23 protein-coding genes are annotated in these 24,639 nt (G+C 37.7%); 16 read left to right on the forward strand and 7 right to left on the reverse strand.

What is annotated here, in order from left to right; all coding sequences use genetic code 11:
• The first annotated feature begins 253 nt into the window (after positions 1 to 253).
• From K4Z77_RS03665 to K4Z77_RS03725, 13 genes are all read left to right on the forward strand, one after another.
• Positions 254 to 427, forward strand: coding sequence for a hypothetical protein (locus tag K4Z77_RS03665; RefSeq protein WP_224218474.1), 174 nt, complete (start codon positions 254 to 256; stop codon positions 425 to 427).
• Positions 428 to 531: 104 nt separating this feature from the next.
• Positions 532 to 702, forward strand: coding sequence for a hypothetical protein (locus K4Z77_RS03670; RefSeq protein WP_224218475.1), 171 nt, complete (start codon positions 532 to 534; stop codon positions 700 to 702).
• Between the two features lie 100 nt (positions 703 to 802).
• Positions 803 to 1,429: a hypothetical protein gene (locus K4Z77_RS03675; RefSeq protein WP_224218476.1), complete on the forward strand. Its 627-nt coding sequence runs from the start codon at positions 803 to 805 to the stop codon at positions 1,427 to 1,429.
• 79 nt (positions 1,430 to 1,508) lie between these two features.
• A complete protein-coding gene (locus K4Z77_RS03680) occupies positions 1,509 to 1,883 on the forward strand; it encodes a replication protein (RefSeq protein WP_224218477.1) in 375 nt (124 codons plus the stop codon).
• Positions 1,876 to 2,115 carry a hypothetical protein gene (locus tag K4Z77_RS03685; protein ID WP_224218478.1) on the forward strand — a complete coding sequence of 80 codons (240 nt, stop codon included), beginning with the start codon at positions 1,876 to 1,878 and terminating at the stop codon, positions 2,113 to 2,115. Before K4Z77_RS03680 ends, K4Z77_RS03685 begins: the two co-directional genes overlap by 8 nt.
• A 46-nt stretch (positions 2,116 to 2,161) precedes the next feature.
• Positions 2,162 to 2,581, forward strand: coding sequence for a DUF1492 domain-containing protein (locus K4Z77_RS03690; RefSeq protein WP_224218479.1), 420 nt, complete (start codon positions 2,162 to 2,164; stop codon positions 2,579 to 2,581).
• A 146-nt stretch (positions 2,582 to 2,727) separates the two neighbouring features.
• On the forward strand, positions 2,728 to 2,904 hold the full coding sequence (locus K4Z77_RS03695; RefSeq protein WP_224218480.1) for a hypothetical protein: 177 nt from the start codon (positions 2,728 to 2,730) through the stop codon (positions 2,902 to 2,904).
• On the forward strand, positions 2,901 to 3,182 hold the full coding sequence (locus tag K4Z77_RS03700; protein WP_224218481.1) for a hypothetical protein: 282 nt from the start codon (positions 2,901 to 2,903) through the stop codon (positions 3,180 to 3,182). Before K4Z77_RS03695 ends, K4Z77_RS03700 begins: the two co-directional genes overlap by 4 nt.
• 832 nt (positions 3,183 to 4,014) lie before the next feature.
• Complete coding sequence (locus K4Z77_RS03705; RefSeq protein WP_224218482.1) at positions 4,015 to 4,821, forward strand: coiled-coil domain-containing protein; 807 nt, start codon at positions 4,015 to 4,017, stop codon at positions 4,819 to 4,821.
• 21 nt (positions 4,822 to 4,842) lie between these two features.
• Positions 4,843 to 6,090, forward strand: coding sequence for a toxic anion resistance protein (locus K4Z77_RS03710; RefSeq protein ID WP_224218483.1), 1,248 nt, complete (start codon positions 4,843 to 4,845; stop codon positions 6,088 to 6,090).
• Positions 6,091 to 6,412: 322 nt separating this feature from the next.
• Positions 6,413 to 9,781: a type I restriction endonuclease subunit R gene (locus tag K4Z77_RS03715; protein ID WP_224218484.1), complete on the forward strand. Its 3,369-nt coding sequence runs from the start codon at positions 6,413 to 6,415 to the stop codon at positions 9,779 to 9,781.
• Positions 9,782 to 9,939: 158 nt separating this feature from the next.
• Complete coding sequence (locus tag K4Z77_RS03720) at positions 9,940 to 11,157, forward strand: restriction endonuclease subunit S (RefSeq protein ID WP_224218485.1); 1,218 nt, start codon at positions 9,940 to 9,942, stop codon at positions 11,155 to 11,157.
• Positions 11,158 to 11,465: 308 nt separating this feature from the next.
• Positions 11,466 to 13,067: a type I restriction-modification system subunit M gene (locus K4Z77_RS03725; protein WP_224218486.1), complete on the forward strand. Its 1,602-nt coding sequence runs from the start codon at positions 11,466 to 11,468 to the stop codon at positions 13,065 to 13,067.
• A 114-nt stretch (positions 13,068 to 13,181) separates the two neighbouring features.
• On the opposite strand, the gene K4Z77_RS03730 is transcribed toward K4Z77_RS03725, so the two are convergent.
• The 7 genes from K4Z77_RS03730 to K4Z77_RS03760 form a co-directional block, all read right to left on the reverse strand.
• Entirely contained in the window at positions 13,182 to 14,666 is a 1,485-nt protein-coding gene (locus K4Z77_RS03730) for an RNA-binding domain-containing protein (RefSeq protein WP_101782251.1), read from the reverse strand.
• A gap of 553 nt (positions 14,667 to 15,219) precedes the next feature.
• Positions 15,220 to 16,485, reverse strand: a complete 1,266-nt coding sequence (locus K4Z77_RS03735; protein WP_224218487.1) for a tyrosine-type recombinase/integrase — start codon at positions 16,483 to 16,485, stop codon at positions 15,220 to 15,222.
• A gap of 92 nt (positions 16,486 to 16,577) precedes the next feature.
• Positions 16,578 to 16,826: a MerR family transcriptional regulator gene (locus K4Z77_RS03740; protein ID WP_001083626.1), complete on the reverse strand. Its 249-nt coding sequence runs from the start codon at positions 16,824 to 16,826 to the stop codon at positions 16,578 to 16,580.
• Between the two features lie 5 nt (positions 16,827 to 16,831).
• Complete coding sequence (locus K4Z77_RS03745) at positions 16,832 to 18,028, reverse strand: Rep family protein (protein WP_224218488.1); 1,197 nt, start codon at positions 18,026 to 18,028, stop codon at positions 16,832 to 16,834.
• 189 nt (positions 18,029 to 18,217) lie between these two features.
• The gene (locus tag K4Z77_RS03750; RefSeq protein ID WP_004236945.1) at positions 18,218 to 18,550 is read right to left on the reverse strand and encodes a hypothetical protein; all 333 of its coding nucleotides are present in this window, start codon (positions 18,548 to 18,550) and stop codon (positions 18,218 to 18,220) included.
• A gap of 206 nt (positions 18,551 to 18,756) precedes the next feature.
• A complete protein-coding gene (locus K4Z77_RS03755; RefSeq protein WP_000154971.1) occupies positions 18,757 to 19,866 on the reverse strand; it encodes a helicase HerA domain-containing protein in 1,110 nt (369 codons plus the stop codon).
• A gap of 12 nt (positions 19,867 to 19,878) precedes the next feature.
• Complete coding sequence (locus K4Z77_RS03760) at positions 19,879 to 20,202, reverse strand: hypothetical protein (RefSeq protein ID WP_224218489.1); 324 nt, start codon at positions 20,200 to 20,202, stop codon at positions 19,879 to 19,881.
• A 686-nt stretch (positions 20,203 to 20,888) separates the two neighbouring features.
• Between K4Z77_RS03760 and K4Z77_RS03765 the strand changes: the two genes are divergently transcribed.
• The 3 genes from K4Z77_RS03765 to K4Z77_RS03775 are packed head-to-tail and all read left to right on the forward strand — an operon-like array spanning position 20,889 to position 24,582.
• Entirely contained in the window at positions 20,889 to 23,507 is a 2,619-nt protein-coding gene (locus K4Z77_RS03765; protein ID WP_224218490.1) for a CAP domain-containing protein, read from the forward strand.
• Between the two features lie 55 nt (positions 23,508 to 23,562).
• Positions 23,563 to 24,162 (forward strand): hypothetical protein, encoded by a 600-nt coding sequence (locus K4Z77_RS03770; protein WP_125420749.1) that lies wholly within the window; start codon positions 23,563 to 23,565, stop codon positions 24,160 to 24,162.
• A gap of 33 nt (positions 24,163 to 24,195) precedes the next feature.
• Entirely contained in the window at positions 24,196 to 24,582 is a 387-nt protein-coding gene (locus K4Z77_RS03775; RefSeq protein ID WP_224218491.1) for a hypothetical protein, read from the forward strand.
• The last annotated feature ends 57 nt before the right edge of the window (positions 24,583 to 24,639 follow it).

The following is a 24,639-nucleotide window of genomic DNA, read 5'->3' on the forward strand; positions in this document are numbered from 1 at the left end:
ATATATTTTATAAAAGTATATATAATTAAATACCTAATACGTTATTTATATATTTTTTTTTGAGATGAAACGGCTACACGGCTACACAAGGCGAAAACCCTTGGGGCTGTAAGGCGGAACGCGTAGCCAATAGATATTCAAAAACGGCTACACTTTGCCCAAAACCTAAAACAAAATGGGGTAGATAGTACCGACCCCCTTGTAATGGTGTAACTACTAGTGACACCCTGAAAACAGAAAGAGAAAAAACAACATGAAAATTAAACTATTTTATCAGAAATACAAGCAAAGCCTAGAGGATTTTGAAAGCCAGGTAAATGGTTTTATGGCAGGCGTTGAAGTTATTGACGTGAAATATACAGAGGCAACTAGTGGCGACTATGAAAATTTAGATACAATCACAGCGTTACTGGTCCTATACAAATAACAGAACAGAATACTTTTCGACATTTTTGTCGCTCAAAGATAGCCCTAAAATGGGTCAGCTTACAACCGTACCCGTTTGGACACTTGAAATAAAGGAGATTTAATATGGAGTTGAATGTAGAACGACTTAAAAATATGTTAGATAAAGGCTATGTTTTATACTCAAAAAATGGTATAATAAAGTCAGCCAAGTTACCAGAGTTTGGTAGTCTAATCATCACAACGCAGGATGGTAAACCCATTCAAAAGGAAACAAGGCAAAAAGAAAAAATTTAGCTGCTGACTAGAAAACTAGAGGCATGATATTAGAGTTTAACTACTCTTTGTCATGTCTCTTTTTGTTTTAGTAAGAGAAAAAAGAAAGAGGTAGATCGCTATGACACTACAACAAATAAAGGCACAAATTTACAACCTAGGCGCTTATAAGCAACAAAAGATTGAGGCTTATGGAACACTGAAAAAAGAACTTTGGGAAAAAGTTCGAAATCAGGTTTTATATCAGTCTGAAGCTGAGCTACGCCTGGAAAACTTTAAAAAAGAGGCTGATCAGTACTCAGATACTGAGTTTGCCAATATTCTAGCTAAGCTAGAGAATTTTGAACAGACAGAACTAGAGAAAATTAAATCCGAGTACGAAACAGTAACGGCTGATAATGTTGCTGAGTTGAACTTGCTGAGCACTATGAAAGTATCGGAACAGGAGCTACTAAGTTACTTAGAGAAATACAAGCGCAACCCGCTGGCCGTTAAGAAATTACATGAAATCGGATCAGCTAACAACATTGCTTTACCTAGCTATATCCTGAAAGAAGATAGGCTAGTTGAACTGTTAAAGGTATTCAAGCAACATGCTAAGAGCTATCATGATACTCCAATCATTGATAGTAACGGTTCAGCAAGTGATCTAGCTTTCATGTTAGTTTTAGCTAGTGATGAATTGAATACAGCTTTAGAAGCATACTCTAATCATTTTGATACGGCTCTAGGGCTATCTGAGGGCTAAGATAATAGTTATAAGCCTACTCAAGTAAAGAGTAGGCTTACATTATCTGACAAAAGTTTACAATTCCAGGAGGTAAAGAATGGGGGAGAAAGTCACACCCAGGCAAGAAAAGTTCGCTCTAGCTTTGATGACTTCCAATACAATCGAAGAGGCTAGGGAAACTGTTGGTATATCTAGAACAACTGTAAATAAGTGGCAAAAGGATATAACATTCAAGAGGTACTATAGAGAGCTTAGACTTAATGCAATGCAGCAAACCACGGCAAGGCTACAAGCTGTTAGCATGGAGGCGGTAGAGGTCTTACATAACCTTATGACAGATGAAACAGTATCCCCGTTTGTAAGGCAGCAATCAGCTAAGACTATCTTAGAAGTGGCTTATAAAGCTCATGAGACTGGAGATATTCTTGAAGTTGTAGAGGAAATAAAAGCGGAGCTAATCGAAGATGAATAAGCAGAAAATCATAGCAGACCTGAAAAAGATACACTCAAGGCTCAGGGCAAAGGGAACTGATGAATTTGTAAGAGCATACTTTGATAGAAAGCGTAATCTATGGGCAATCCTTAAACCAGGGAATAACTTTGGTGAGGAGGTGGCAGAATACCTCACTGATGAACAATTGGAAAAGCGTTTTGAAGTTTTTGAGGGAACACTGTTTTATCATGACCGTAGGGAGTTTGAGTAGTGCTCATTTTTGGACACAACACTAATAGAGCAAGGAGGTACTAATAGTGATCGCTGACGAGGTAAAAACTAAGCTAGAGGGCGTTAAGTGGATAAACAAGGAGATCAAAGGCTTATATTTGGAATTGGAAGCCCTGGAAGGTGGTATTATCCAAAAGCAAACACTAAGCCATAGCAGGGTGCAGACGAGCAGAGAAAACAAGACAGAGAACAATCTTATAAGTGTTCTGAAGCTAAAAGAGGATACGCTCCAGAGGATTGAGCGTCTTACAGAGGAAAGAATGGAAATATCTGAGCTAATCGATAAATTGGACAATCCACTTGAGCGAACAGTTTTAAGGCTTTTTTACTTGAATGAGCTCGTTGCTTTGGAGGTAGCTGAAGAAATAAATAGATCAAATACTACAGTATACATTATAAGGCAAAAAGCTATAGAACACTTAACAGGTATTGTAAACGGGGATTGATTTAACCTTACCACGGAATTAGGAGAGTATGGGGAACCCTAAGCCCCATATTCGCCCGTATTTCGCTTTGTTTATGATATAATTAGCGTGAAAGAAAACAAGGGTAGCATAGTTTTAGAAATGAATCTAAGAGAGGAGTAAAGTCTATGAATTTGGAAGAAGCGTTAAAACAAGTAAGCAGCTGGAATCTTAAAAAGCCTGCTCCCTTAATCCCTTCTGAAATGACTGACGAAGAGCTATCACATTTGAGGTTTACCACGTTTTCAAAAGAAGATGAAGAGGCTATCATGGCTGAACTCAAGAAAAGAGGTCTAGTGTTATGAAATACAGTCAACAAGTATTAGACATGCTAAAAAGAGGTGTAAATGGTGATGTTGATGATTACTATGACTTTTTTCTTGAACTCACTTCCAAATTAGGCGAAGACGAGGCTTTTGCTGATGGTTTGATAGCAGAGAATGAGCCTCTTTTTGATCTCATCAATGATGAACCAATGTATTATTTCTATGTTGAAGAAGATACAGAGGATAGAGAATTGTGTAGGAGATTTCTTGAACCATACTACAACAAAGCAAAACAGTTAGTAAAACTTAGCGCTTAGTTTAATCTAGGCCTTAGACAGAAAAGTAAAATAAAAAGCACGTTTGATCGTGCTAGTTTCTTGCCTGCTGAACTCATCATTTTAAGTTCCTTTTTGTTACCTTTTATGTTTTCTCAACTTATTTGAATTTAATAGTTTTTGAGAAAATCAAGTTAGATTTAGAGCAGGCTTATGCCTGTTTTTCTGTACCTAATCACTGCAAGATAACAAAATGCTTTAATTTTAAGAAATATCTTACAGAAAGCCTACAACAGTGGGCTTTTTGCTTTGTCTTAAAAGCTTGATTTCTGGGTTTGTTTAGAGATTTGCTAGTAAGGTTATTGGTGTATCTGAGTCTATCTATGCCAAGGATTAAGCGATGCTGATGATATAAATCTGGCATGCTATAATATTTTAGCCCCCTCGCTTTAAGGAAGGGAGGTGTTATGTATGCTAGAGTTACTTTCCCTTTTTCTAGCTCCGTTACTTGTTAACGTACTATCTGAGCTTTTCAAGCTATGGATAAAGAGATGTAGCAAGTAGCATTTAACCCTTTTAGAAGGTAGCAAAAAAAACCATCGGTGGCACGGTGGGGCTTTTTAGTTATATATGCTAGAAGCATTATTTTCCCTTAATGCTCTCATTCTAACACACCCCCTTCGATTTTTCAAGCTTTTGTTTTGATATTTCCTCAGAGTGTGTTTGTGGTTTGAGTCCGCTCCACTGAAATTAGCACACACGCTTCTAGCCTCCATTCTACAGCAAAGAAATCAACTCTTTTCTAGGGGATTTCCGCCCTCATTTTTGTCTTTTGTGCTAAAATAGACTTATAAATTGAAAATAAGGAATGTTTATGAAATCGGGTAATGGTTTTTGGAAAGGATGTCTCTATTTTTGGGGCTTCTTGTTCTTACTGGGCCTTTTGGTCCAATATGCTCTTCCGCTTGCGGCTTGTGTCCTACTGGGTTATGGCGGTTATCGTCTCTATAAACGTTGGCGCTATCCTCTTTTGCAGGATCGTTCTCTCGACGATCAGATTGAGCTTTTAAAAGCTCGGATTCGCCAGGCGGACAAAGATATTCAGCAGTTAGAGGGAGTCTTGGTAGAGAAAGGTTCAGAGTCCTATAAGAGTCTGGCCAATCAAGTATTAATCGAACTGCGGGAAATCCATCAGGAGGCGGATCGTCTCAAGTCCTATATCGATGCTGCTGTCTATAATCGTATTGATAAAAAGGTTCGTACAGTAAGGGCAACTATCGATGTTCAGCTAGAACGTTTGGATAGAGAAAGTCAGGTAGATCTTGAAAATGCGGAGCCAGAGGAATTAGCTCCAGAATTGTCCCAGACCTTGGCCAATATTGCTATTGATCATCAGGCTATTTTAGACAAGATTGCTACCTCTGCCGAGGGGGATAAGGAAGAATTGACGGCCATTCATAGTTTGAAGATGGAGAAATTCCAAACGATTCTAGAAGGTTATTTAAAGATTAAGGCCAATCCTAAAAACTATAATCGAGCAGAAGAACGCTTAGAGCAAGCTAAAGCAGCAATCGAACAATTTGACCTTGAGTTGGACCAGGTGTTGAGAGAACTCAATGAAACAGATATGCGTGATTTTGATATCAGTCTGCGTATCCTAGAAAAAGATCGTAAAGAATAGGTTAGAAATAAAGGAGTAACCATGACAGAATTTAATTTCGATATTGACCAGATTGCCAATAATACGGTAGCTAAGGTGGATAAAACAACCCAAATCATCGAGACAAATACTGGCTCAGACAAGACCTTGACCTTCCTTGAAAAGTTGAGCCCTGAGCAACAAGAAGGGATTAAGGCACACGTGCCTCAGTTGGTAGACCAGTTTGTCACCAATCAAAACGCTCTTTTAGACTTTGGCCAATCTGCTGTAGAAGGTGTGAACAATACGGTCAATCGTATCTTGTCAGAACAAAAGAAACTACAAATTCCCCAAGTGGATGATCTTCTCAAAAATACCAACCGTGAGTTGCAAGGCTTTGTCGTCAAATACAAGAACGCTGAAATTGCTGAGTTAGAAGAGAAGCCAAACTTTTTGCAACGTTTGTTTAACAAGAGCAAAAATACGCTACAGGAATTTTACTTTGATTCAAAAACAGTGGAGCAAAAGCTCGATGGTATGGCTGCCGCAGTGGTCAAGCAAGAAGATGTGCTAGCTCGAAATATCGTCTCAGCTGAGATGTTGATTGAGGATAATACCAAATCCATTGAAAATCTAGTGGGAGTGATTTCCTTTATCGAAGCCAGCCAGACAGAAGCTGGCAAGCGCGCTGCCGAACTGAAAGCTCAAGCTGACCAACTCGATACAAGTACGGTGGAATACCAGACCAAGTCACAAGAATTGGCCCGCATGGCTGAAGTGGTCAATACTCTCGAACAACAGCACACTGAGTATGTCAGCCGTCTCTATGTTGCCTGGGCAACAACACCTCAGATGCGCAATCTTGTGAAGGTGTCATCTGATATGCGCCAAAAATTGGGCATGCTTCGTCGCAATACCATTCCAACAATGAAACTTTCCATTGCCCAACTTGGTATTTTGCAACAATCTATGAAATCAGGTGTCGTGGCAGATGCCATTGTTAATGCTAACAATGCTGCCCTTCAGATGCTAGCTGAAACCAGCAAGGAAGTGATTCCGCAGATGGAACGAATTGCCCAAAACCCGACAGTCGCTGTCGAATCGGTTACTAAGCTGGCTGAAAGTCTGGTCGCTCAAAACCAAGGTATAGTCGCTGCCATTGAATTGGGACGCCAGAAACGTGCCCAACTAGAAACAACCATCGTCAAGTCCGCAGAAATGATCAACGATTCTGTCAAGCTACGCGATGAGAAAATCGTCCAAGCCCTTCTAGACCAAGGCAAGGCCGCCCAGAAAGAAGTACAAGAATAATACACAAGTTCCCTGTAATGTAGATTTGCAGGGGATTTTGCTTGTTTTAGTAGAAGTTTGAAGGTTAGGGAATTATTGCTAGATTTAGAGAGAATACCCTAGAAAACCTTTTCACTACTAGTCTTTTATGATACAATGGAAGGAAGTAAAGGCGCTGTTTTTTCGATGTCGCAACGCCTTGGATAAATGAAAAGGAAGAGTCCCTATGGTTTTCAGATTTAAGCAAATAACTAGCTTGCATATATATAAACTCGCGTTTTCATACCCATTTTCAAAACCTGCCAATCTTTTTGGTAGGCTTTTTGCGTTGTAGAAATGGGGTATGAACATGATGTACACGTTATCAAAAGAATTAGAACAAGAACTCATCGTTTCAGCACCTGAGTTACAGGCTAGTTATGCTGCCATCGTAGAGTACCTAGAAGCTATAAACCAGAAAGAAGCATCTGGAAGCAATTCTCAGGAACTCCAGAACCAGCTTGCTATTCAGCTGGGACGTTTAGAAGATTTGGTGCAGGGCTATATCCAAATAAAGAAGAACCCGCATCACTACCTAGATGCAGATAAAGACCTGACGGCAGGCTATCAAGCCATAAAAGGGACGGAGCAAGCTCTTCTTGAAAAATTACAACATCTTAATCAATCAGCCTTGCAGGATTTCCATATCAGTCAGAGACTCTCTCCTAAAGACGAGACTGCTATTCCTATAGCAGATAAAGCTAAAACTAAACAGGAATTGGCTATCGAGCGGGATTTGATTAACCAGCTGACAAAGGGAGAAAGTCAATGGGTGTATCGACCTGAGTTAAATACAGAAGACCTCCTATGGGGAAACTTTTTTGCCAAGCTGGAAGCCAATAATGTCCGCATTTTGCAAGACCATCCCCTTACAAATTCAGAGAAAAATCAAATCAAAAACCAGCTCAATTTTGTCAACTTCTATGAAGCAGCTAAGTGGATAGCTGGGGAAAATGGCATTGCTAAGGTGCAGGTTCAACGTGAAGATGCTAGTCTAGGAACGATTCGCTTGGAAGTCTTGTGGAGAAACAATGTCGCTGGTGGCAAATCCAGCTATGAGGTTGTCAACCAAGTCATCACAGGCGGAGAAGGGATTCGCCAGCGTCGTGGGGATGTGACTTTGCTAATCAATGGTCTGCCTATGATTCAGATTGAACTGAAAAGCCGTTCTCATCCTTACATGGATGCCTTCCGTCAGATTAAAAAATACGACCAAGAAGGACAGTTCAGAGGCATTTTTTCAAGTCTTCAGATGTTTGTCGTCTCTAATGTCACAGACACTCGCTACATCGCAGCTGCCAAAGCCAACAAGCTAAATGAGCGCTTCTTGACCAAGTGGGTGGATAGTGAAAATAGACCTCAACCTCAACTATTTGACTTTGCAGAGTCTGTCTTGTCAATACCGAGAGCTCACGAGATGGTCATGCAGTATTCTGTCATTGATGATGACAAGAAAGCCTTGATTTTATTGCGCCCCTATCAGGTACATGCCATTGAGGCTATCCGTGAAGCCAGTCGCAAGCGCCAGTCAGGCTATATTTGGCATACGACCGGTTCAGGAAAAACCCTGACCTCTTATAAGGTTTCGCGCAATCTGCTTCAGATACCCTCCATTGAGAAGACAATCTTTGTGATTGATAGGACAGACCTTGACCAGCAGACGACCAGTTCTTTTCAGTCTTACGCAGAGAACGATATGATCGATATCGACGAGACTGATGATACACAGGAATTGGTTAAAAATCTGGCTTCTGATGATCGCCGTGTCGTTGTGACGACCATCCAGAAAATCAATGCCATGATTCGTCAGTTTGATGAAGGACGTCACCAAAAGGTCTACAATCGTATCAAACAACTCAAACTAGCCTTTGTCGTTGATGAATGCCATCGCGCAGTGACTCCTGAACGCCAACGCCACCTAGAGCACTTCTTTACAAATTCTCTCTGGTATGGATTTACAGGAACGCCTATCTTTACAGAAAATAAGCGTGAACAAAAAGGAGACCTTGCTCAGACGACCGAAGAGCAGTACGGTGACTGCCTCCACCAATATACCGTCAAAGAAGCCATTCATGACAAGGCGGTTCTTGGCTTTAATGTGGAGTATCAGACAACCATGCCTGGTTGGGCAGAAGATGAGATTGACGAGGAGCGTTATGATGACGAAGGCCATATGCTTGCCGTTTTAGATGCCATTCTCAATCGCTCAAGACGCAAACTCGGTTTCCAAAATGGGGTAGGAAAAACCTACGAAGCCATTTTGACCGTCAAAAGCATTGCCCGTGCGCAGGCTTATTATAACCTGATTAAGCAAGTCAAAAATGGAGAAAAGTCTTTAAGCATTTCGGAAAATGTTAAAAAAGTCTTGCCAGACTTTCCTAAAGTTGCCATTACTTACTCTGTGACAGAAAATGAAGCAGACTCCTATGTCAACCAAGCCTACATGGAGGAGAGTTTAGAAGACTACAATGCCATGTTTGGTACCCACTTTAGCTTAGCAACCATTGCTTCCTACAATAGTGACCTCAACGACCGTCTGGCCCGTAAGAAAGAACGCTTTGCCTTCCGTGAAGAGCAGTTGGACCTGGTTATCGTGGTGGACCGCTTGTTGACAGGCTTTGATGCCCCTTGCCTATCGACCTTGTTCATGGATCGCCAGCCCATGAAACCCCAGCATATCATTCAGGCCTTTTCACGAACCAATCGCCTCTTTGATGAAGGCAAGAAATTCGGTCAAATCGTTACTTTCCAAACGCCTGACCGCTTTAAAGAAAAAGTGGATGAAGCTCTGAGCCTTTACTCAAATGGTGGCGAAACTAGTGTCTTAGCCCCAGAATGGCAGGAGGAGAAGGCCAAGTTTCTTGAGAAGGTTCATCAACTACTAGCCATCGCTCCAAGTCCAGAGCAGGTGCCTGATTTGGATACAGCGACAGATGCAGAATTAAAACGCTTTGCCAAGGCCTTTCAAGAATTTGACAAGCTCCTATCCTCTATACAAGTCTATTCGGACTACGATGAGAAAGTCATCCTCAGAGAGATTGGTCTCAGCCTAGAAGACATCGAGAACTTTGCCGGCCAATATCAAAATGTCATTGAAGAGCTCCGCAGACGCAGAAAAGAAGACCAAGAAGATGAAGGTGTGTTACTGGATATCGAGTATGAGCTTGAATCCATCCGCACCGACGAGATAAATTATCACTATATCCTCTCTCTCATCCAAGCCCTGATTGAAAATCGGGGAAACCTCATTGGTAAAAAGGAAAAGAGTCTGGTAGATAACTATATCGAAGATTTGAACAAATCCAATCCCAAGTTATCCAACCTCATCTCCAAACTCTGGCAGAATGTCCAAGCAGATTCCAAGAGCTATCAGGGTCAGTCTATCATCCATAAGTTGGATGAGATGATTGAGCTAACAACCCAGAAAAAGATTCGTGAAACGGCAGATTATTGGCAGATAGGAGAGGATGAACTCCAGTTCGTAGTGGACAACTACCGCATAGGACGAGACAAGCAAAATGGCGAAAAAGCCATCACCGAGTCTCAGGACTATCTGGCCTATAAGGAAGCCCACGGAGACAAGGCACTACCAAAACTCAAATACAAAAAAGCCCTCAAAGAGGACTATATGCGCATGATTTCAGAGGATATCTTACCGCTAAGGGGGAGATAAAATACCGATTTGCTTCTTCTTATTTGCTAGATTTTTAACTTTATCTTGTCAAATCAGACCTTCTATTGTTTCAAGATAGGCAAAATTGAAGAATAGAAATCAAAAAAGAAAATCTAAAGTGTAGAAATAAGAGAATGGAGTAATAGAAGGGGAGTAATATGACAAAGAAACCAAGTTATCGCTTTGCGGGCTATACTGAACCTTGGGAACGGAGAAAGTTAGGAGAGATATCATCGAGAGTAAAAGGAAATGATGGTAGAATGGATCTACCAACTCTTACAATATCTGCTGGACAAGGGTGGTTAGATCAAAGAGAACGCTTTTCAGGTAATATTGCAGGAAAAGAGCAAAAGAATTACACACTGCTAAGGATAGGAGAACTTTCGTATAATCATGGTAATTCTAAACTTGCAAAATATGGGGTGGTTTTCCAATTGAACAATTATACTGAAGCCTTAGTGCCTAAAGTATACCATAGTTTTAAGATGATAGATGGGAGGTCTGGTACATTTTTTGAATACTTGTTTGCAACCAAGATACCTGATAGAGAGCTGGGTAAATTAGTTTCTTCTGGAGCCAGGATGGATGGGCTATTAAATATTACTTATGACGATTTTATGTCCATAAAGTTAACGTTCCCCAAAAATAATGAAGAGCAAACCGCCATTGGTTCTTTCTTCCAAGATATTGACCAGCTTATTAGTCTTCAACAGCGTAAGTTAGAGGTGCTCAAAGAGCAGAAGAAAACCTACCTCAAACTCCTCTTTCCAACCAAAGGACAAACCAAACCAGCCCTTCGCTTCGCAGGATTTGAAGATGACTGGAAGGAAGTGAAGTTGGGGGAGATATTAGTTGAAAGAAATGAGCAGATTTCTGAAAGTGAAGAGTATCAGTTAATGTCATTTGTACAAGGAAAAGGAGTAGTACCAAAATCTGATAGATATGACAGAAGTTTTCTTGTTAAAGATGATAAGAAGAATTATAAAAAGACAGAATATGGCGATTTCATTTATAGTTCTAATAATTTAGATACAGGGTCAATCGGCTTCAATAAAACCGGTAAAGCATTAATTTCTCCTGTTTATAGTATATTTTATTCAAAAACAAAAAAGGAAAGTCAATTTATTGCTATACTGTCTCAAAGAAAAGAATTTATCAATGAGATGATTAAATATAGACAAGGTGTAGTATATGGTCAGTTTAGAATTCATGAGAGTGATTTTCTTAATATAAAGATACTAGCTCCAGAAAGCAATGAACAGGAATTTCTGATAACATTCTTCCAAGATCTAGACAAGGCCATTGCCAAGCAAGAGGAAAAAGTCAACCAGCTCAAAGAAAGCAAACAAACCCTACTCAGAAAAATGTTTATCTAAGATACAAAGACCGTCAAAAGCCCAGTGATTCGTTTTTAAAAGAGTTTATCGTAAAATGAGCGCGAACGAAGTGAGCTTTTAGAGGATATTTTCCGCCATGGTGGTATCCTATACAATAACAAAGTTATTGTATAGGACGGGATTTTTGAGACTCTGGGCTCAAAAATTAGGGATGAAATTCCTTGGATTTCTAAAATCATCCACTGGATGATTTTACCTCCCGTCCGCACTATTTAAGGAAGATATAAAAAAGAAAAATATTTTAAAACATGGAATACTACTAACAACATAAATTGATAGGAGACCCTATGTCACAAACAGATTTATCAAGAGAACTCTACCAATCCCTCTGGAATGCGGCAGATATCCTGCGTGGCCAGATGGAAGCCAATGAATACAAGTCCTACCTCTTGGGCTTGATTTTCTACAAATACCTATCCGACAACATCCTCCAAGCCGTCTGTGATAACTTGGACGAGACCTTTGAGTCCTTCCAGCAAGCACAGCTTCTCTATGAGGAAAACTTTGCGGATACAGATGTCAGTGAAGACCTCATCGAGGTCTTAAATGACGATCTGGGCTATGTGATTGAGCCTTCTCTGACCTTTACCAAGCTGGTTCAGTCTATCTATGAAGGAACCTTCCAGCTAGAGTCCCTAGCCCAAAGTTTCCGTGATATCGAGCAGGCCAATGAAAAATTTGAAAATCTTTTCGAAGATATCGACCTCTATGCGAAAAAGCTAGGTAACACTCCACAAAAGCAAAACAAGACCATCTCTGAAGTCATGAAACAGCTCAACGACCTCAATGTATCTGGTCATGCTGGTGATATCTTGGGTGATGCTTATGAGTACTTGATTGGCCAGTTTGCCAGTGATTCTGGGAAAAAGGCTGGAGAGTTCTATACACCTCAAGCAGTTTCTCACCTCATGACTCAGATTGTCTTTGCAGGGCGCGAGCATCAAAAGGGCATGTCGGTTTACGACCCGACCATGGGTTCTGGTTCTCTCTTGCTCAATGCCAAGCGCTATAGTAAGGAAGCTTCGACGATTTCTTACTACGGTCAGGAGTTGATTACTTCGACCTTCAACCTTGCTCGTATGAATATGATGCTTCATGGAGTTGCCATTGAGAACTATCACCTCAGCAATCACGATACCCTAGACGAAGATTGGCCGACTACCGAGCCGACAGATTTTGATGGGGTTTTGATGAACCCACCCTATTCACTGAAGTGGTCAGCAGATAGTGGCTTCCTGCAAGATCCTCGCTTTTCAAGTTATGGAGTTCTGGCACCTAAGTCCAAAGCAGATTTTGCCTTCCTTCTTCACGGTTTTTATCACCTCAAGCATAATGGAGTTATGGCCATTGTCCTTCCTCACGGAGTTCTCTTTCGAGGAGCAGCCGAGCAAAAGATTCGCCAGCACCTACTAGAAGAAGGGGCTATTGATACGGTTATCGGCTTGCCAGCAAATATCTTCTACAACACCTCTATCCCGACAACCATTATTATCCTTAAAAAGAATCGTACCAATAAGGATGTCTTCTTTATCGATGCCTCAAAAGAGTTTGAAAAAGGGAAAAATCAAAACAATATGACCGAAGACCATATTGCCAAGATTTTGGAGACCTATCAAAAACGCGAGAATGTCGAAAAGTTTGCCCATCTAGCCAGCTTTGAAGAGATTGTCGAAAATGACTACAACCTCAACATTCCACGCTATGTTGATACTTTTGAGGAAGAACCCGTAGTTCCCCTCGCCGACCTCGCCGACCAGCTCGCAGAGATTGATAAAGAGATTGGACAAGTAGAAGCCAGACTCGCACACATGCGCAACCAGCTAGTAGGCACAACACCAGAAGCCCAAGCAGAATTAACCGCCTATCTCGAAAAGTTGAATGAGATTTAGAGAGTAGGGGAAGAATGAAAAAACGCAGGTTCACTTGAGCCTGCGCTTTGGTTTCCGCAAATTTGGGAAAAGACCATATTATTTCAAAAATTTTTAGGAATGAAAATAAAATATTTAATATTTAGTCATGAAATCTCCAAGATTTTTGATTTGTTGTTTAATGATGTGGTATTGTTCGGTTGAGCTTTTAGGGAGAACATATCTTGTAGATCGTCCCTTACCTTCTATCTCAATATACTTTTTATTTTGTAGAGATTTCAAATTTTCTCTAAATTTATACTCAGTCATGAGAGAATTTTCGAGGACGTCATTTTTAGTAATGCTACCATTTTTAATGATATATTCAAGTATTATCTTTTCATTATCTGATGTATTTGTATAAGAAGACAATAAGTCTACTTTCCAGATTGTAACAACAGTACTATCAAAGGTAGTGCTCACCTCAGGAATTTTTAGTTTATATTTTTCGGAAATATCAAAAATTTTTGGTCCACCTGATCCGGCTTTTTCGGACATCCCAATTCTACGGAATAATGAAGAGATTGTACTATTTCGCGTTTTGGAAGTTCCACCATGTATAAATTCGGGAATAGAAATTTTCATCTTACCTGGATTTTTAAATTCATAGAAGTCTTGATAAGCTGTAATAACTATAGGAGAATCAAAGTCATAGTAAGCATGCATTAAGCAGTTCACTAAAGCTTCACGTATAGATTCAGATAGGTCTTTCTTGAATGGTAAACGGTGGGCAGATTCGTTATTAAACTCAAATCTATCATTTGTTGTAGTAGTTAATTTCTTATATGCTAAATTGAAAAAATCGAACATGTTTAAATCAGGGTACATCATATCCCCTGTTGAAATTCTATCGTTCCACCTAGTTGAAAGAGAGGTATCTTTTTCAAAATAGTCTAATTGAAATTTGGGATAACGAGAAATAATAGAGTTGTACTTTCCAAAAAATATTAGTCCTCCTGCGGTTAATTTATATGTATTATCAATCCTGTCTTTTTTAAATACACCAATTTCGATTAGAAAATCTCTCAACGAAATGCTATTATATTTTGTATTACCAGTAAGTTCAATTAATAGTTGCTTGTAATGTTCTATTGTATCTAAATTTAAATCATTTTCGTCAAAATTATTAAGTAACTCACTATCAATATCATCATGAGAACTAGTCATCAGATATTTAAGTTCTTCTTTATCAAGTCGAACATCGCCTTCACCTAATCTTTTATATGACTCACGATAATCATTTTTTAGATGGACGGGTTTTTGGTGAGGATTCGCTTCTCTTACAGTGACTACAATGAGTTGTTTATTTTTGTCTGGAATGTCAATGTATTCAATATCATTATCGGTAAGTAGGTTACAACTAACTTTTTGTTTGTTTGCGACTAAAGCGAATAAATTGTCTCGTATTTTTTGAGGATTATTGACTCCTTGGTAGGGGTCAATATTTTTTTCGTCTATCCCGAGAATTATTTTCCCGCCATTTGTATTTGCAAATGCTGAGTAGGTTTCCCAGAAAGACTCTGGAAGATTGTTTTTAGCTTTTTTGTACTCTAAATCAACCCCTTCAAATTTTAAGTCCATATTTTTCCTTTCTAAAATATAATGTTACTGAAATTTATTTTTTAAAATGATTGTCACGCGAAAAAGTAAATTTGATAGATAATTAAAATCGTTGATTTCATCGTATTTATAAGATATATTTTAAAATATTCACGCGAAAATCACGCGAAAATCACGCGAATATTTGTAATCAAAATTTAATTGAAAAATGTCGAATTTTCAATAATAAAATAGATGGATTTAAAATCTATTTTATTATAACACAGAGATAAGAAAAAATAGATAGTGAGACAAGTTTAAATAGAATTACTCGCTATGAAATGTTAATTACTTTTGATTGCTTAACAAATATAGTCAAAAATGTAGTAATTCGAATGATTTTTCTTTCAATGTACTGAATTAAACAAAAAGAAAAAACGCTTGAATCAGCGTTTTTCTTCTGTATTGATTCGTATTGAATGCTTACTTAACTTCTGTAAGGAGTAGACAGAGTTCTATATAACCCCTCAAAACCTTTATTTTAAAGGCTTTGTAATTTATTGAAGAAAAAATGTAGAGACAAATGTAGAGACGATTAAGTAGATAGTTCAGCTATTTTATCTAAATAAATATTTACTGCCTCTAATTTCTTCTTCGGTGCTAACTCGGCGTATGTATCCATAGTTGTGTTGATAGATTTATGTCCCATACGAACTTGTAGTTCTTTCCAGTTTGCCCCAGCATTTAACATCATTGAAGCATGAGTATGTCTGAAAATATGGAAACCGTAATCAGGTAAACCAAGAGAAGTTAGTCGTTTTTTTAAAGTAGCACGTTCGTTTCTATCGCACATATAATTTCCATAAATCGTTGGAAAGATTAACTTGGATTGAGGTAGACCTTGCTTTTTGAAATAGTTATTCATTTCTGTGTAGAAATCCCTAAGGTCAGTGAGAGTAGAGTTTGGAACGGGAACCTGACGATTACCAGAATCGGTTTTTGCGGTTGGTTTACAAATCATACATCCTTTAGTACCAAGTTTCTTATTGGCACTTTTCCACATCAATGTTTTATTTACAATAATTTCATTGTTTGTGAAATCCAAGTCATTTATTTCTAATGCTAGAAGTTCATTGATTCGCAATGCAGAAGCGAGTAAGGAATTGCAGATGGTAATAAATCGTCGATTAGCTCTGTTATTAGGTAAAGTTTTTAAGAATGCTAACCATGTTTTTAATTCTTCATCATGTAAGACCATAGTTCTACGAGAAGCTAATTTAGGCTTTGGAGGGATTTTAATAGTTTTCACTGGGTTTTTAGTTAATCCAAAATGTGTGATGCCAAAATCGAAAATATCACTAAGTTTGTGAGTGACTGCTCCAAAGTCTTTTGCACTACCTTTTTCAGCACGTTTTTTCCCTGATTCAATCGATGTTCTAGCTTTTTGGGCGAGATTGTTAACCCATCTTTGAATATCGGCAGATGTGATTTTTTCAGGAATGTAATCCCCGAATGCAGGGATGATGTAATTATATACGTATCCCTTCACTCTATTGATTGTATTATGAGAAGTAACCCAAACTTGATAATTATTGAACCATTCTTCTGCAAGTTCAGAAAAAGTGGATAATTGTTTATCTTCTTTCCTCGTTCCACCTGCTTTTTCAAAATTAACTCTAGCCGTTAGGATTTTACGGTCAAGTTGCCGTAGTGTTTTAGCTGTTATAGACGTTGTTACTTGTTTGCCTGTTTTTTCATCGATACCTAAGTAAAGGCCTCGTAAAATATAACTAACCTCTCCGTTTGAATTTGTTTTTTTAATAACTTTTTTGTTATTGTAAGTTATAGTTTCAGATGTCATAATGCCCTTTCATTATACGGATATAAAATAAAAAGGCTAAAATAGAACATTTTCTATACATAACAGACAGTTCTATTTTAGCATAATTCATGTTATTTCTCTAAGAATTGGAGAACATTTTCAAGTTTATAGTAAACAGTTCTGGTTCCTTCTATAGGTGGTTCCAGTCGTTTTAGTCCTTTCTCTTCCCAAGATTTCAATGTATTCGGAGAAATTTGAAGGAGATTCAACAGGTCTTTTTGGGTATATAGACCACAATAATTGAAGATGTGGGTTTCCTGTTGTAGGATTTGTAAGAGATTTAGTAGTAGGTTTTTAATTTCAAATAGTTCTGAGTTCATTATTGTTATTCCTTTCTTTGAATAGTTGTTTCAAACTGTGTGAAGAAGCTATTAGCACGACGTATTGGCTGAGATTCAAAGGGGTTCGTGAAAAAGTTGCTGTCATCTTTTTCGTATTCCCGACTCTCATTGTTATAGTGTGTATAAAAGATATTATCCTTTTCAACTAGTATGGCTGTTTGTATTCGTCGTTCTAGCTGGTCGAAACGGTCAATTCGTTTACTGGTTTGAAAATTATCATACAACTCCTTTGGTGAGTAAGGGCTAGTTATGAAGATTAGTTCAGCGGTTAATGCTTTATCTATATATCTAGAAGGTAAGAAAACATCGAAATTATAGGGGTCTAGAATTTTCAAAAGGTCATCATATCGAAAGCTATCTGGTCGCAGTTCGTCAATAATGATAGTTTCCTGGTTTTGATAACTCTGAAAAGGATCGCGACTTGAGCCTGTTACAAAATAAGAGGTATTTTTATTTTCTGCATAAGTCTTAGCCAGTCTTGTCTTACCAAGTCCAGACTCACCATAGATATAGACTACTTGTTTTGTCTTTTGTTCATACTTCATACGATTCAGGAATTCTCTTCCTAATCTTTCTTGCCTTTTTTCGGCAACAGCTTTAAGTCGCGTACTTGCTTTTGCATATTGACTTCCCGTTAGCTCAGATTCAATCTCTTCTAGAGTTAATAAACCGTCATAAAGCATATCTAGATATTCTCGTATTAGTTCCCCTTCTTTTTTACTTTGGTTTCGCTCTACTTGTTTTCGAATGTTTTCTAATTTTTTAGCAAAATCAAAGTTACTTATTACTTCCGAAATAGGGTACTGATATTTATTTTGAGCATCTTTAGTTTGGTGAACAAGATAACTAAAACCATTATTAGGATGCTTGAAGAATTCTAATCGTTCGATTTGAGAATCTTCACGCTTACCATTTCGTTCATTAATTTCCCAAGCTATGCTATGTGGGCTACGAGCATGTTTGAAATACATCATGAGATGAATATGGGGTTCTACAGTTTCTCCATCTTCATTAACATCTTTATCATGTAAAATGCCTGCCCAGAGTAATGGCTCTAATAGCTTAACGATTCTATCAATTTCTTCTTTCCAATCAGATAAAATAGCTAGTCGCATTTGTTGTGTATACATGATTGCACGCTGTTTAGGGATTTTTTTATTTGTTTTTTTCTCTGAAGACATTTCAAGAATTTCCTTTCGTTTTGTTTTTGGCACATTGGCACAGTTTGAATGCGAGACAATGCCAAGACCAGTCTCGCAGGATTGTTAGTATTAAGGATATTTAGAGTAAGTAGTATCATTGGCACAGTTTTGTAATATAAAAAAATGGTGGAAGGACTTTTTGTCTTTGACAAAGTCCTTCCACCGATTTTAATTGTAAGAGCCTGTTGCTTGATACCAACGACCGTCACTAGGCGCTATGTTGGTAAAGAACAATTCGGGTTCTATAGTGTGTAATTTTGCTTTAATAGCAGGGAATATTTCTTGTACTTTCAAGAAACTTTCGTGATTATTTGGAACTTTCCACCGTAATATAGCCCCATCTTCTGTATAAATCATCGATAAGGTTAACAAAGAACGATTGGCCTTGTTGACGATTGATTTTTGAGTAGAAATCTGTTTATTTTGAGTATCGAGAATAGAATCGGACTCAAAATGGGCAAACTTTCTCAGTTCGTAGGTTGCTCGTAATCCTTTGAGCATGTATTTTATATCACTTTTAAACCAGTGATAAAGGAAAAAAGAGAAAAGTAGTATTGAAAAAATTATCAAAGGATAGAAAAGAAAAACAACATTTTGATAATTAATTTCAATGTTCAGATTCTGTTGAATCAAGATAAGTATAAATATAGGGAAAAAGCTTACTACAGTTCCTATACATAAGATTTTGAATAGATTATACTTGTTTATCATAAGCACCTCTTGTTATAGTATGGGGTGAGGAGTGGCATGATGTTGCTGTCATGTTTTCCATCACTAAATTTGACAATTCCTGTCCCTATTCCGCTAGGAACAACAATATTTTCAATATGAGCGTTTGGCAATAAAAACTGAGTGGTGTTAGTATTTATCTCTCCCAAAATAATAGAACAGTTAATTTGTTCTCTAACTGCTAGATTTCCTCCAAATGCGGTAGCATCAAAACGTTGGGAAACTAGGATAAGTGAAACTTTGGTAGCTCTACCTAGAAGAGCCACAGTTCCTAATAGTTGTGCAAACGTATCTCGTGCTTGTTTTGAAGAACCCTGAACAAGAGCAAGTAGCTCATCTATGATAATATATTTGCGTTTTAATGTAGCTTTTGGGTTTTCTAAAAGTATTTCTTGACGTTCGTAAATCTTATTGATAGCATCCCCCAGAATTTCATTTACTTCTGTGATAAAACTATTTAAGTTAGCCCCTCTTTTCGGAGACAGGACAGACAGATTTAATTCACGACCTAGAGAATAAATATCGGCACGTTTAGGGTCTACTGCTACAATATCGTCAGTTATTTTCCGAATACACCGAATAAGGTATTCTAGGAAATAACTTTTTCCTGAACCAGATGAACCACTGATAGCTAAATGAACAACATCATTTAGATTGATACTAACTTGGTTTGACATGAGCGGAACCCTAATCTCACTAACTTCTTGATTTATAAAATGTTGGATATCAGGAATAGTTAGTCGAGTTGGAATACCATTTACCCAAGGGAAGAAAAAACCTCTAGCAAGATTAGGGTCACCTGTCTTGTAGGGGATAAAAATTGCATTACTTTGTAACATAAGCGTTTTATAAGGGTAAAGGATGCCAGAACAGATATCTGCTATCTTAAAATACAGGTTTTTATCTAAAACATAGGAAACAGGAAGATTGGGAATGAAAAACATTCCCTTATCTTCTGCCTCTAAAGAAATGGAGAAAGAGTTTGTAAAGCTCGTTTCTCCGTTGATATCTAGTGTATTGTTGAGATTGCTTGTAATGAATTTAGCTAATTCATTTTCAGACATAGGCATTTTAATAGGGATAGTCATAAACTACCCCCCCTAAGCTTTGTGAATGCCTGTGGCACGGAAATACGCATTTGATTTAATCTGAATTGCTTCTAATTTATCAAATGCTATTTTCTCACCAATGTTAAATTCAGATAAATCTGGTTTGTTATCTGGAAGGAACTTCACTTTAAAAGGATTATGAGTATCCGTAGCAATCCAAACTTGATAACCGATAACTTTATCTGTCCGCTTATCGTCTTTATATTCATACTGTGTTTCTATTTGCAGTCCTACAATATAAGTTGATTCATTTCCAAGAAGTTTCTCAGCATTTTCTGAGCTATAATAGCTTGATGATTTGACTGTGAATGTCATATTTTTGACCTTTCTTATTAAGGAGGAGAATAATTTTTATTCTACAGGAGTAATAGTTGTATTTAACAACTATATGTTGATTTATCTCATAGTGCCCATCTCTTATATATATATATATTTTTTTTTTTTTTTTTTTTTTTTTTTTTTTTTTTTTTTTTTTTTTTTGAAATGCCACGCGTGGCTAAAGGGAGTTAAGGTCAAGTGATTTTATGTCATCAAAAATTAACAAAAATGTAACATAAAAACACTTGACAGAGTGTTAATTTTTAGGTTATACTTCCTTTAGGGAAATAAGATAAGAGATGGGCAAGAGATAAGAAAAAAATTTTTTTCATAAAGAAAAAGGGGAGTCGGGGCGTAGCCCCGTTGAGATAAGTTAGTTTCGGGTACCCGAAACTAACTAGAATGGGGCAGTGCATAAAAATTTATGCATTATTAAAAATGTAAACAGTTGAGCTTTTCTTGGCTGTTTTTTTGTTTTCTAAAAGAAAAAATGAGAGTTTCTTCAACTTATAATTTATAGTAAAGTTCGGGAAAAATAAATTATAAAATCCTCGGAAATGGCTTGACAAAAGCATTTCGGGGGGGGGGTATAATATAGTAGGAATATTTTAAATGAGTCTATAAATCGAATGAGGAAGCGCTTGCTTCTTGGTTTTGTTAACGACTTTTATAAAGGAGACAATATGAATAAAAAAGATATTTTATTAAGCGCTGGCTTAACAACTATTCTTGTTGGGACTGGTGTTGCAAATACAACTGTCCAAGCAGAAGAGGTTGATTCTGGTCAACCCAAGCCTACGGTGAAGACGACTCCTGTTCATGTTACAGAACAAGACGTGAACACGGCAAAAGCTAATGTGAACAGCGCCCAAGCTGATGTCGACGCAAAACAAGGCACAGTCGACCAAGCAAAAGCTGATAAAGTAAAAGCTGATAGCCAAATTGACTCAATCAATAAAGACATCGACACTGCTAATAACGCAAACAAAATTATCAATGCTCAAAACGATATTATCACTAGCAAAACAGCGGACAAGACAAACGCAACAAACGATTTGAATACCGCTAAAGATGCCGAACGTGATGCGCATACAGCACTAGACAATGCTAACACCGCAAAAACAGAGGCTGATAATGCCCGTGACACTAAGAAAGCTGATGTTGATACGAAACAAGCAGACCTTGACGCAATCACAGACGCTAATGTACGTAAAAACATCACAAACACAACTAGCAAAATTTCAAACGTTGATAATGATTTGAACGCTAAAGGTGCACAAATCACAGCTACTGACACTAAAATCGCCGCGAAACAAGGGGAAATCGATAGCTACAAAGTTAAAGTTATTTCAACAGATTTAAACCCTGATGAACGTAATCACACAGCTCATGATAATCTTAATGATTATGAGTATAACCATGGGTTCTTCCGTAACAACCAAATGGAACCGGTTAACTTCCAAGGTGTTGACATCAAAGAAATTGACGCAACTAAAGATATGGTTGATTTCGCAGAAGCTTTAGCAGCCTATAAGAAAGCGCCATATGATTGGACAACTCGTAAATACAAAGAACGCCCAACATACCGTTACAAGGTAGATAACAAAGGTATTTCAGACGCCTTTGTCAAATTGCTTAATCAACTACGTGTTAATAACAATTTGAAGGGTGATATGGTGGTTGACGATGAGTACCTAGCATACGCGCAAAAACGTGCTGATGAAATGCAGAAAACAGGCGTATTGTCACACCGTACCAGTTTAACAGACAAACCGGGCTATATCAAAGGGGTGCAACCAGACCAGAACGTTGAAAACATCCTTGGCGGGCTATCAGGCCAAATTATCGGTCGCGACAGTGAATATTTGACATTTGACCATATCGTAACTAATGAAACGTTGGCTTATGATATGTTGTTGACATACTACTCGGACTATGCAAATGTACGAGGTTTGAAATACGGACACCGCAAAAACTTATTGACACCAACAGGTGGTAAAATGGGCGTTGCCATTTCAACCGTCGATGGAAAAGATAAAACAACTTATTTCGGTTCATTCAATGCTAGTGCGCACAAAGGTTCAACCTATGAATGGGATGAAAATGACCAAATGTTCTATTCCCTAAACCAAAGCCAAGATGAAAAGGATTATTGGAACCATAGCAACAACTTTAATCAAGATGACCCAATGAACCCAACATTCTATGGTAAAAAGATGAAGTTTATCGCAGACACTCATTATGTGTTTGTTAAACGTCAAATCATCGATGACAGACCAAAAATGCAAGAAGAGTTAGATGCATTGAAAGCTCAAAAAGCGACACAAGAGCGCGAACGTGACGTATTAGTTTCGAAGAAAGCTGATTTGACTCAAGAGTTGGATGCGTTAAACAACCAATTGAATGATATTGCTACAGCACGTACAAATGCGACAACAGCTCTAAATCAAGCAAAATCTGATTTAGCTACACTTACAGCGACCGCTCAAGACAAAGCAGACGCTGTAGTTCAAAAACAAAAAGAGTTGGATAAGGCAACAGCTCGCGTAAACGATGTAACTTCACGTATCAACACAATTCAAAGTGAAATTGATGCGGCAACAAGCAAACGTGATAATGCTATGCGTGTCCACGCGCAATTACCACAATTGCGTGCGAGTTTAACACAAGCAGAAGCTGATAGAACAAACGTGGAACAACGCATCACAGTTGCAGAGCAAGACTTAGCGGATGCCAAAGCTCGTTTGACACAAGCTCAAGCTGACCACAAATACAAATCAGATATCTTTTCAATCGATAAGATGCTAAATGTATATACGGATGGTAACCGTGTTATTTCAGCAACACCGAAAGTTGCCCCAACAGTAGATGAATTACCAGAATTGGATATCACAGCTGACATCCCTAGTGATTTGAATACAAAACAAAATCCTGACGGTATCGGAGCAACACCAAAAGTAGCTCCAACAGTAGATGAATTGCCAGAATTGGATATCACAGCTGACATCCCAAGTGATTTGAATACAAAACAAAATCCTGATGGTATTGGTGCAACACCAAAAGTAGCTCCAACAGTAGATGAATTGCCAGAGTTGGATCCAAGTGCTATCATTGACAAGCCGGCAGATAAACCAGCAGATAAACCAGCGGACAAGCCGGCAGATAAATCAGCAGAACAATATGCGTTACCAAGTACAGGAGAAAATCCTAGGGTAGCAAATTCAATTGTTACAGTTGGCTACGGATTGTTAGCAATGATTGGCTTGGCAGGGTTCTTTACTAAGCGGAAAGAGACTAAGTAATTATATAGAACTATCTAGTGTCATGCTGGATAGTTTATTTTAAAAAGGAGAAGTAATGGCAGTAGAAGATAAGATTAAAAATCTATTAGATATGTTAGACGGTTATGGTTACCAGTATAAGTTATTTGACGATAAAGTTGTTGTTGAGAATCATTCATCGGATATAATACGAGCAGTAGAGATATTGGAAGAATTTTCTAAATATAATTTGATTCCAATGTACCGAACCACTTCGTTTAAAAACGTACCGAAATTAGTTTATTATTCCTTTATGACAAAACTAGAAGAGATTTATAAAGAAGAAGCAAATAGAATAGGGATAGAATTTAAAGATTTCTATTTAAAGGAAAGATACAAATTAAAGGAATATCCTGAGTATATGCATGCTAGTTTTTCTGATTATGGAACATTTATAATAGATTACTATGATACAGAAAGCTTAGTTATTAAAGGTTGGCCAAAGAATTCTGCGGTGAGTTTGGCTAGTAATGATAGAATAAAACAATATATAAATAAAGACACTTTTACCATAGATTTTAATCGTGTGAAAAATGTGGATAATCAAGCTAATCTGATGTATGGTTATTTAGAGATGATTGATGAAGAGCCTGAATTTTTAGAAGAACTAATTAGAAATCATAGCTCTAGTTTTTAAGTAGGTTTGTTGAGTACACACACGAGGTATTAAATGAGAAATATAAATTATTCAGCATTTTTAAGTGCTAAAGATGCTCTAACTTTTGAAGAATGTCAAAACATTCATCAGACAATTCTAAACAATATTGGTAACGATGAGGAAATTTTAAAAGTATGGTCTGAGTTTTTGCAAGCTAGTATAAGCTATGCTCATATTCGTAGCCAGTGGTTGCTATGGGAACGTGAAGAGCGTCAACAAAAAGATGAAGGTAGAACAGCAAAGCATGAGCGAGTAATATATTGTCTAAAGCTTCCTAGTCGTTATCTAGGGCAAGAAGGTGTGGACGTTTCATGGTTTGATTCTATAGAGGATAACAGAAAGCAAATAGGAGATTTTGCTTGTTATATAGCTTATATCTACTCTATAAATGCTAGATAGAAAATGCAGGCTGATTAATGCCTGCATTTTGAACTTCAATTATTCATTCAAAAGATT

The sequence above is a fragment of the Streptococcus mitis subsp. hohhotensis genome, assembly GCF_020089495.2.
Classification (GTDB): Bacteria; Bacillota; Bacilli; order Lactobacillales; family Streptococcaceae; genus Streptococcus; species Streptococcus hohhotensis.

Excerpts from the sequence above, each read along its gene's own strand:
- K4Z77_RS03710 (WP_224218483.1), top strand. The coding sequence starts at position 4,843 with ATGACAGAATTTAATTTCGATATTGACCAGATTGCCAATAATACGGTA.
- K4Z77_RS03735 (WP_224218487.1), bottom strand. The coding sequence starts at position 16,485 with ATGACATCTGAAACTATAACTTACAATAACAAAAAAGTTATTAAAAAA.
- K4Z77_RS03680 (WP_224218477.1), top strand. The coding sequence starts at position 1,509 with ATGGGGGAGAAAGTCACACCCAGGCAAGAAAAGTTCGCTCTAGCTTTG.
- K4Z77_RS03715 (WP_224218484.1), top strand. The coding sequence starts at position 6,413 with ATGAACATGATGTACACGTTATCAAAAGAATTAGAACAAGAACTCATC.
- K4Z77_RS03725 (WP_224218486.1), top strand. The coding sequence starts at position 11,466 with ATGTCACAAACAGATTTATCAAGAGAACTCTACCAATCCCTCTGGAAT.
- K4Z77_RS03765 (WP_224218490.1), top strand. The coding sequence starts at position 20,889 with ATGAATAAAAAAGATATTTTATTAAGCGCTGGCTTAACAACTATTCTT.
- K4Z77_RS03675 (WP_224218476.1), top strand. The coding sequence starts at position 803 with ATGACACTACAACAAATAAAGGCACAAATTTACAACCTAGGCGCTTAT.
- K4Z77_RS03665 (WP_224218474.1), top strand. The coding sequence starts at position 254 with ATGAAAATTAAACTATTTTATCAGAAATACAAGCAAAGCCTAGAGGAT.
- K4Z77_RS03770 (WP_125420749.1), top strand. The coding sequence starts at position 23,563 with ATGGCAGTAGAAGATAAGATTAAAAATCTATTAGATATGTTAGACGGT.
- K4Z77_RS03745 (WP_224218488.1), bottom strand. The coding sequence starts at position 18,028 with ATGTCTTCAGAGAAAAAAACAAATAAAAAAATCCCTAAACAGCGTGCA.
- K4Z77_RS03695 (WP_224218480.1), top strand. The coding sequence starts at position 2,728 with ATGAATTTGGAAGAAGCGTTAAAACAAGTAAGCAGCTGGAATCTTAAA.
- K4Z77_RS03685 (WP_224218478.1), top strand. The coding sequence starts at position 1,876 with ATGAATAAGCAGAAAATCATAGCAGACCTGAAAAAGATACACTCAAGG.
- K4Z77_RS03755 (WP_000154971.1), bottom strand. The coding sequence starts at position 19,866 with ATGACTATCCCTATTAAAATGCCTATGTCTGAAAATGAATTAGCTAAA.
- K4Z77_RS03700 (WP_224218481.1), top strand. The coding sequence starts at position 2,901 with ATGAAATACAGTCAACAAGTATTAGACATGCTAAAAAGAGGTGTAAAT.
- K4Z77_RS03750 (WP_004236945.1), bottom strand. The coding sequence starts at position 18,550 with ATGCTCAAAGGATTACGAGCAACCTACGAACTGAGAAAGTTTGCCCAT.
- K4Z77_RS03760 (WP_224218489.1), bottom strand. The coding sequence starts at position 20,202 with ATGACATTCACAGTCAAATCATCAAGCTATTATAGCTCAGAAAATGCT.
- K4Z77_RS03670 (WP_224218475.1), top strand. The coding sequence starts at position 532 with ATGGAGTTGAATGTAGAACGACTTAAAAATATGTTAGATAAAGGCTAT.
- K4Z77_RS03740 (WP_001083626.1), bottom strand. The coding sequence starts at position 16,826 with ATGAACTCAGAACTATTTGAAATTAAAAACCTACTACTAAATCTCTTA.
- K4Z77_RS03730 (WP_101782251.1), bottom strand. The coding sequence starts at position 14,666 with ATGGACTTAAAATTTGAAGGGGTTGATTTAGAGTACAAAAAAGCTAAA.
- K4Z77_RS03775 (WP_224218491.1), top strand. The coding sequence starts at position 24,196 with ATGAGAAATATAAATTATTCAGCATTTTTAAGTGCTAAAGATGCTCTA.
- K4Z77_RS03720 (WP_224218485.1), top strand. The coding sequence starts at position 9,940 with ATGACAAAGAAACCAAGTTATCGCTTTGCGGGCTATACTGAACCTTGG.
- K4Z77_RS03705 (WP_224218482.1), top strand. The coding sequence starts at position 4,015 with ATGAAATCGGGTAATGGTTTTTGGAAAGGATGTCTCTATTTTTGGGGC.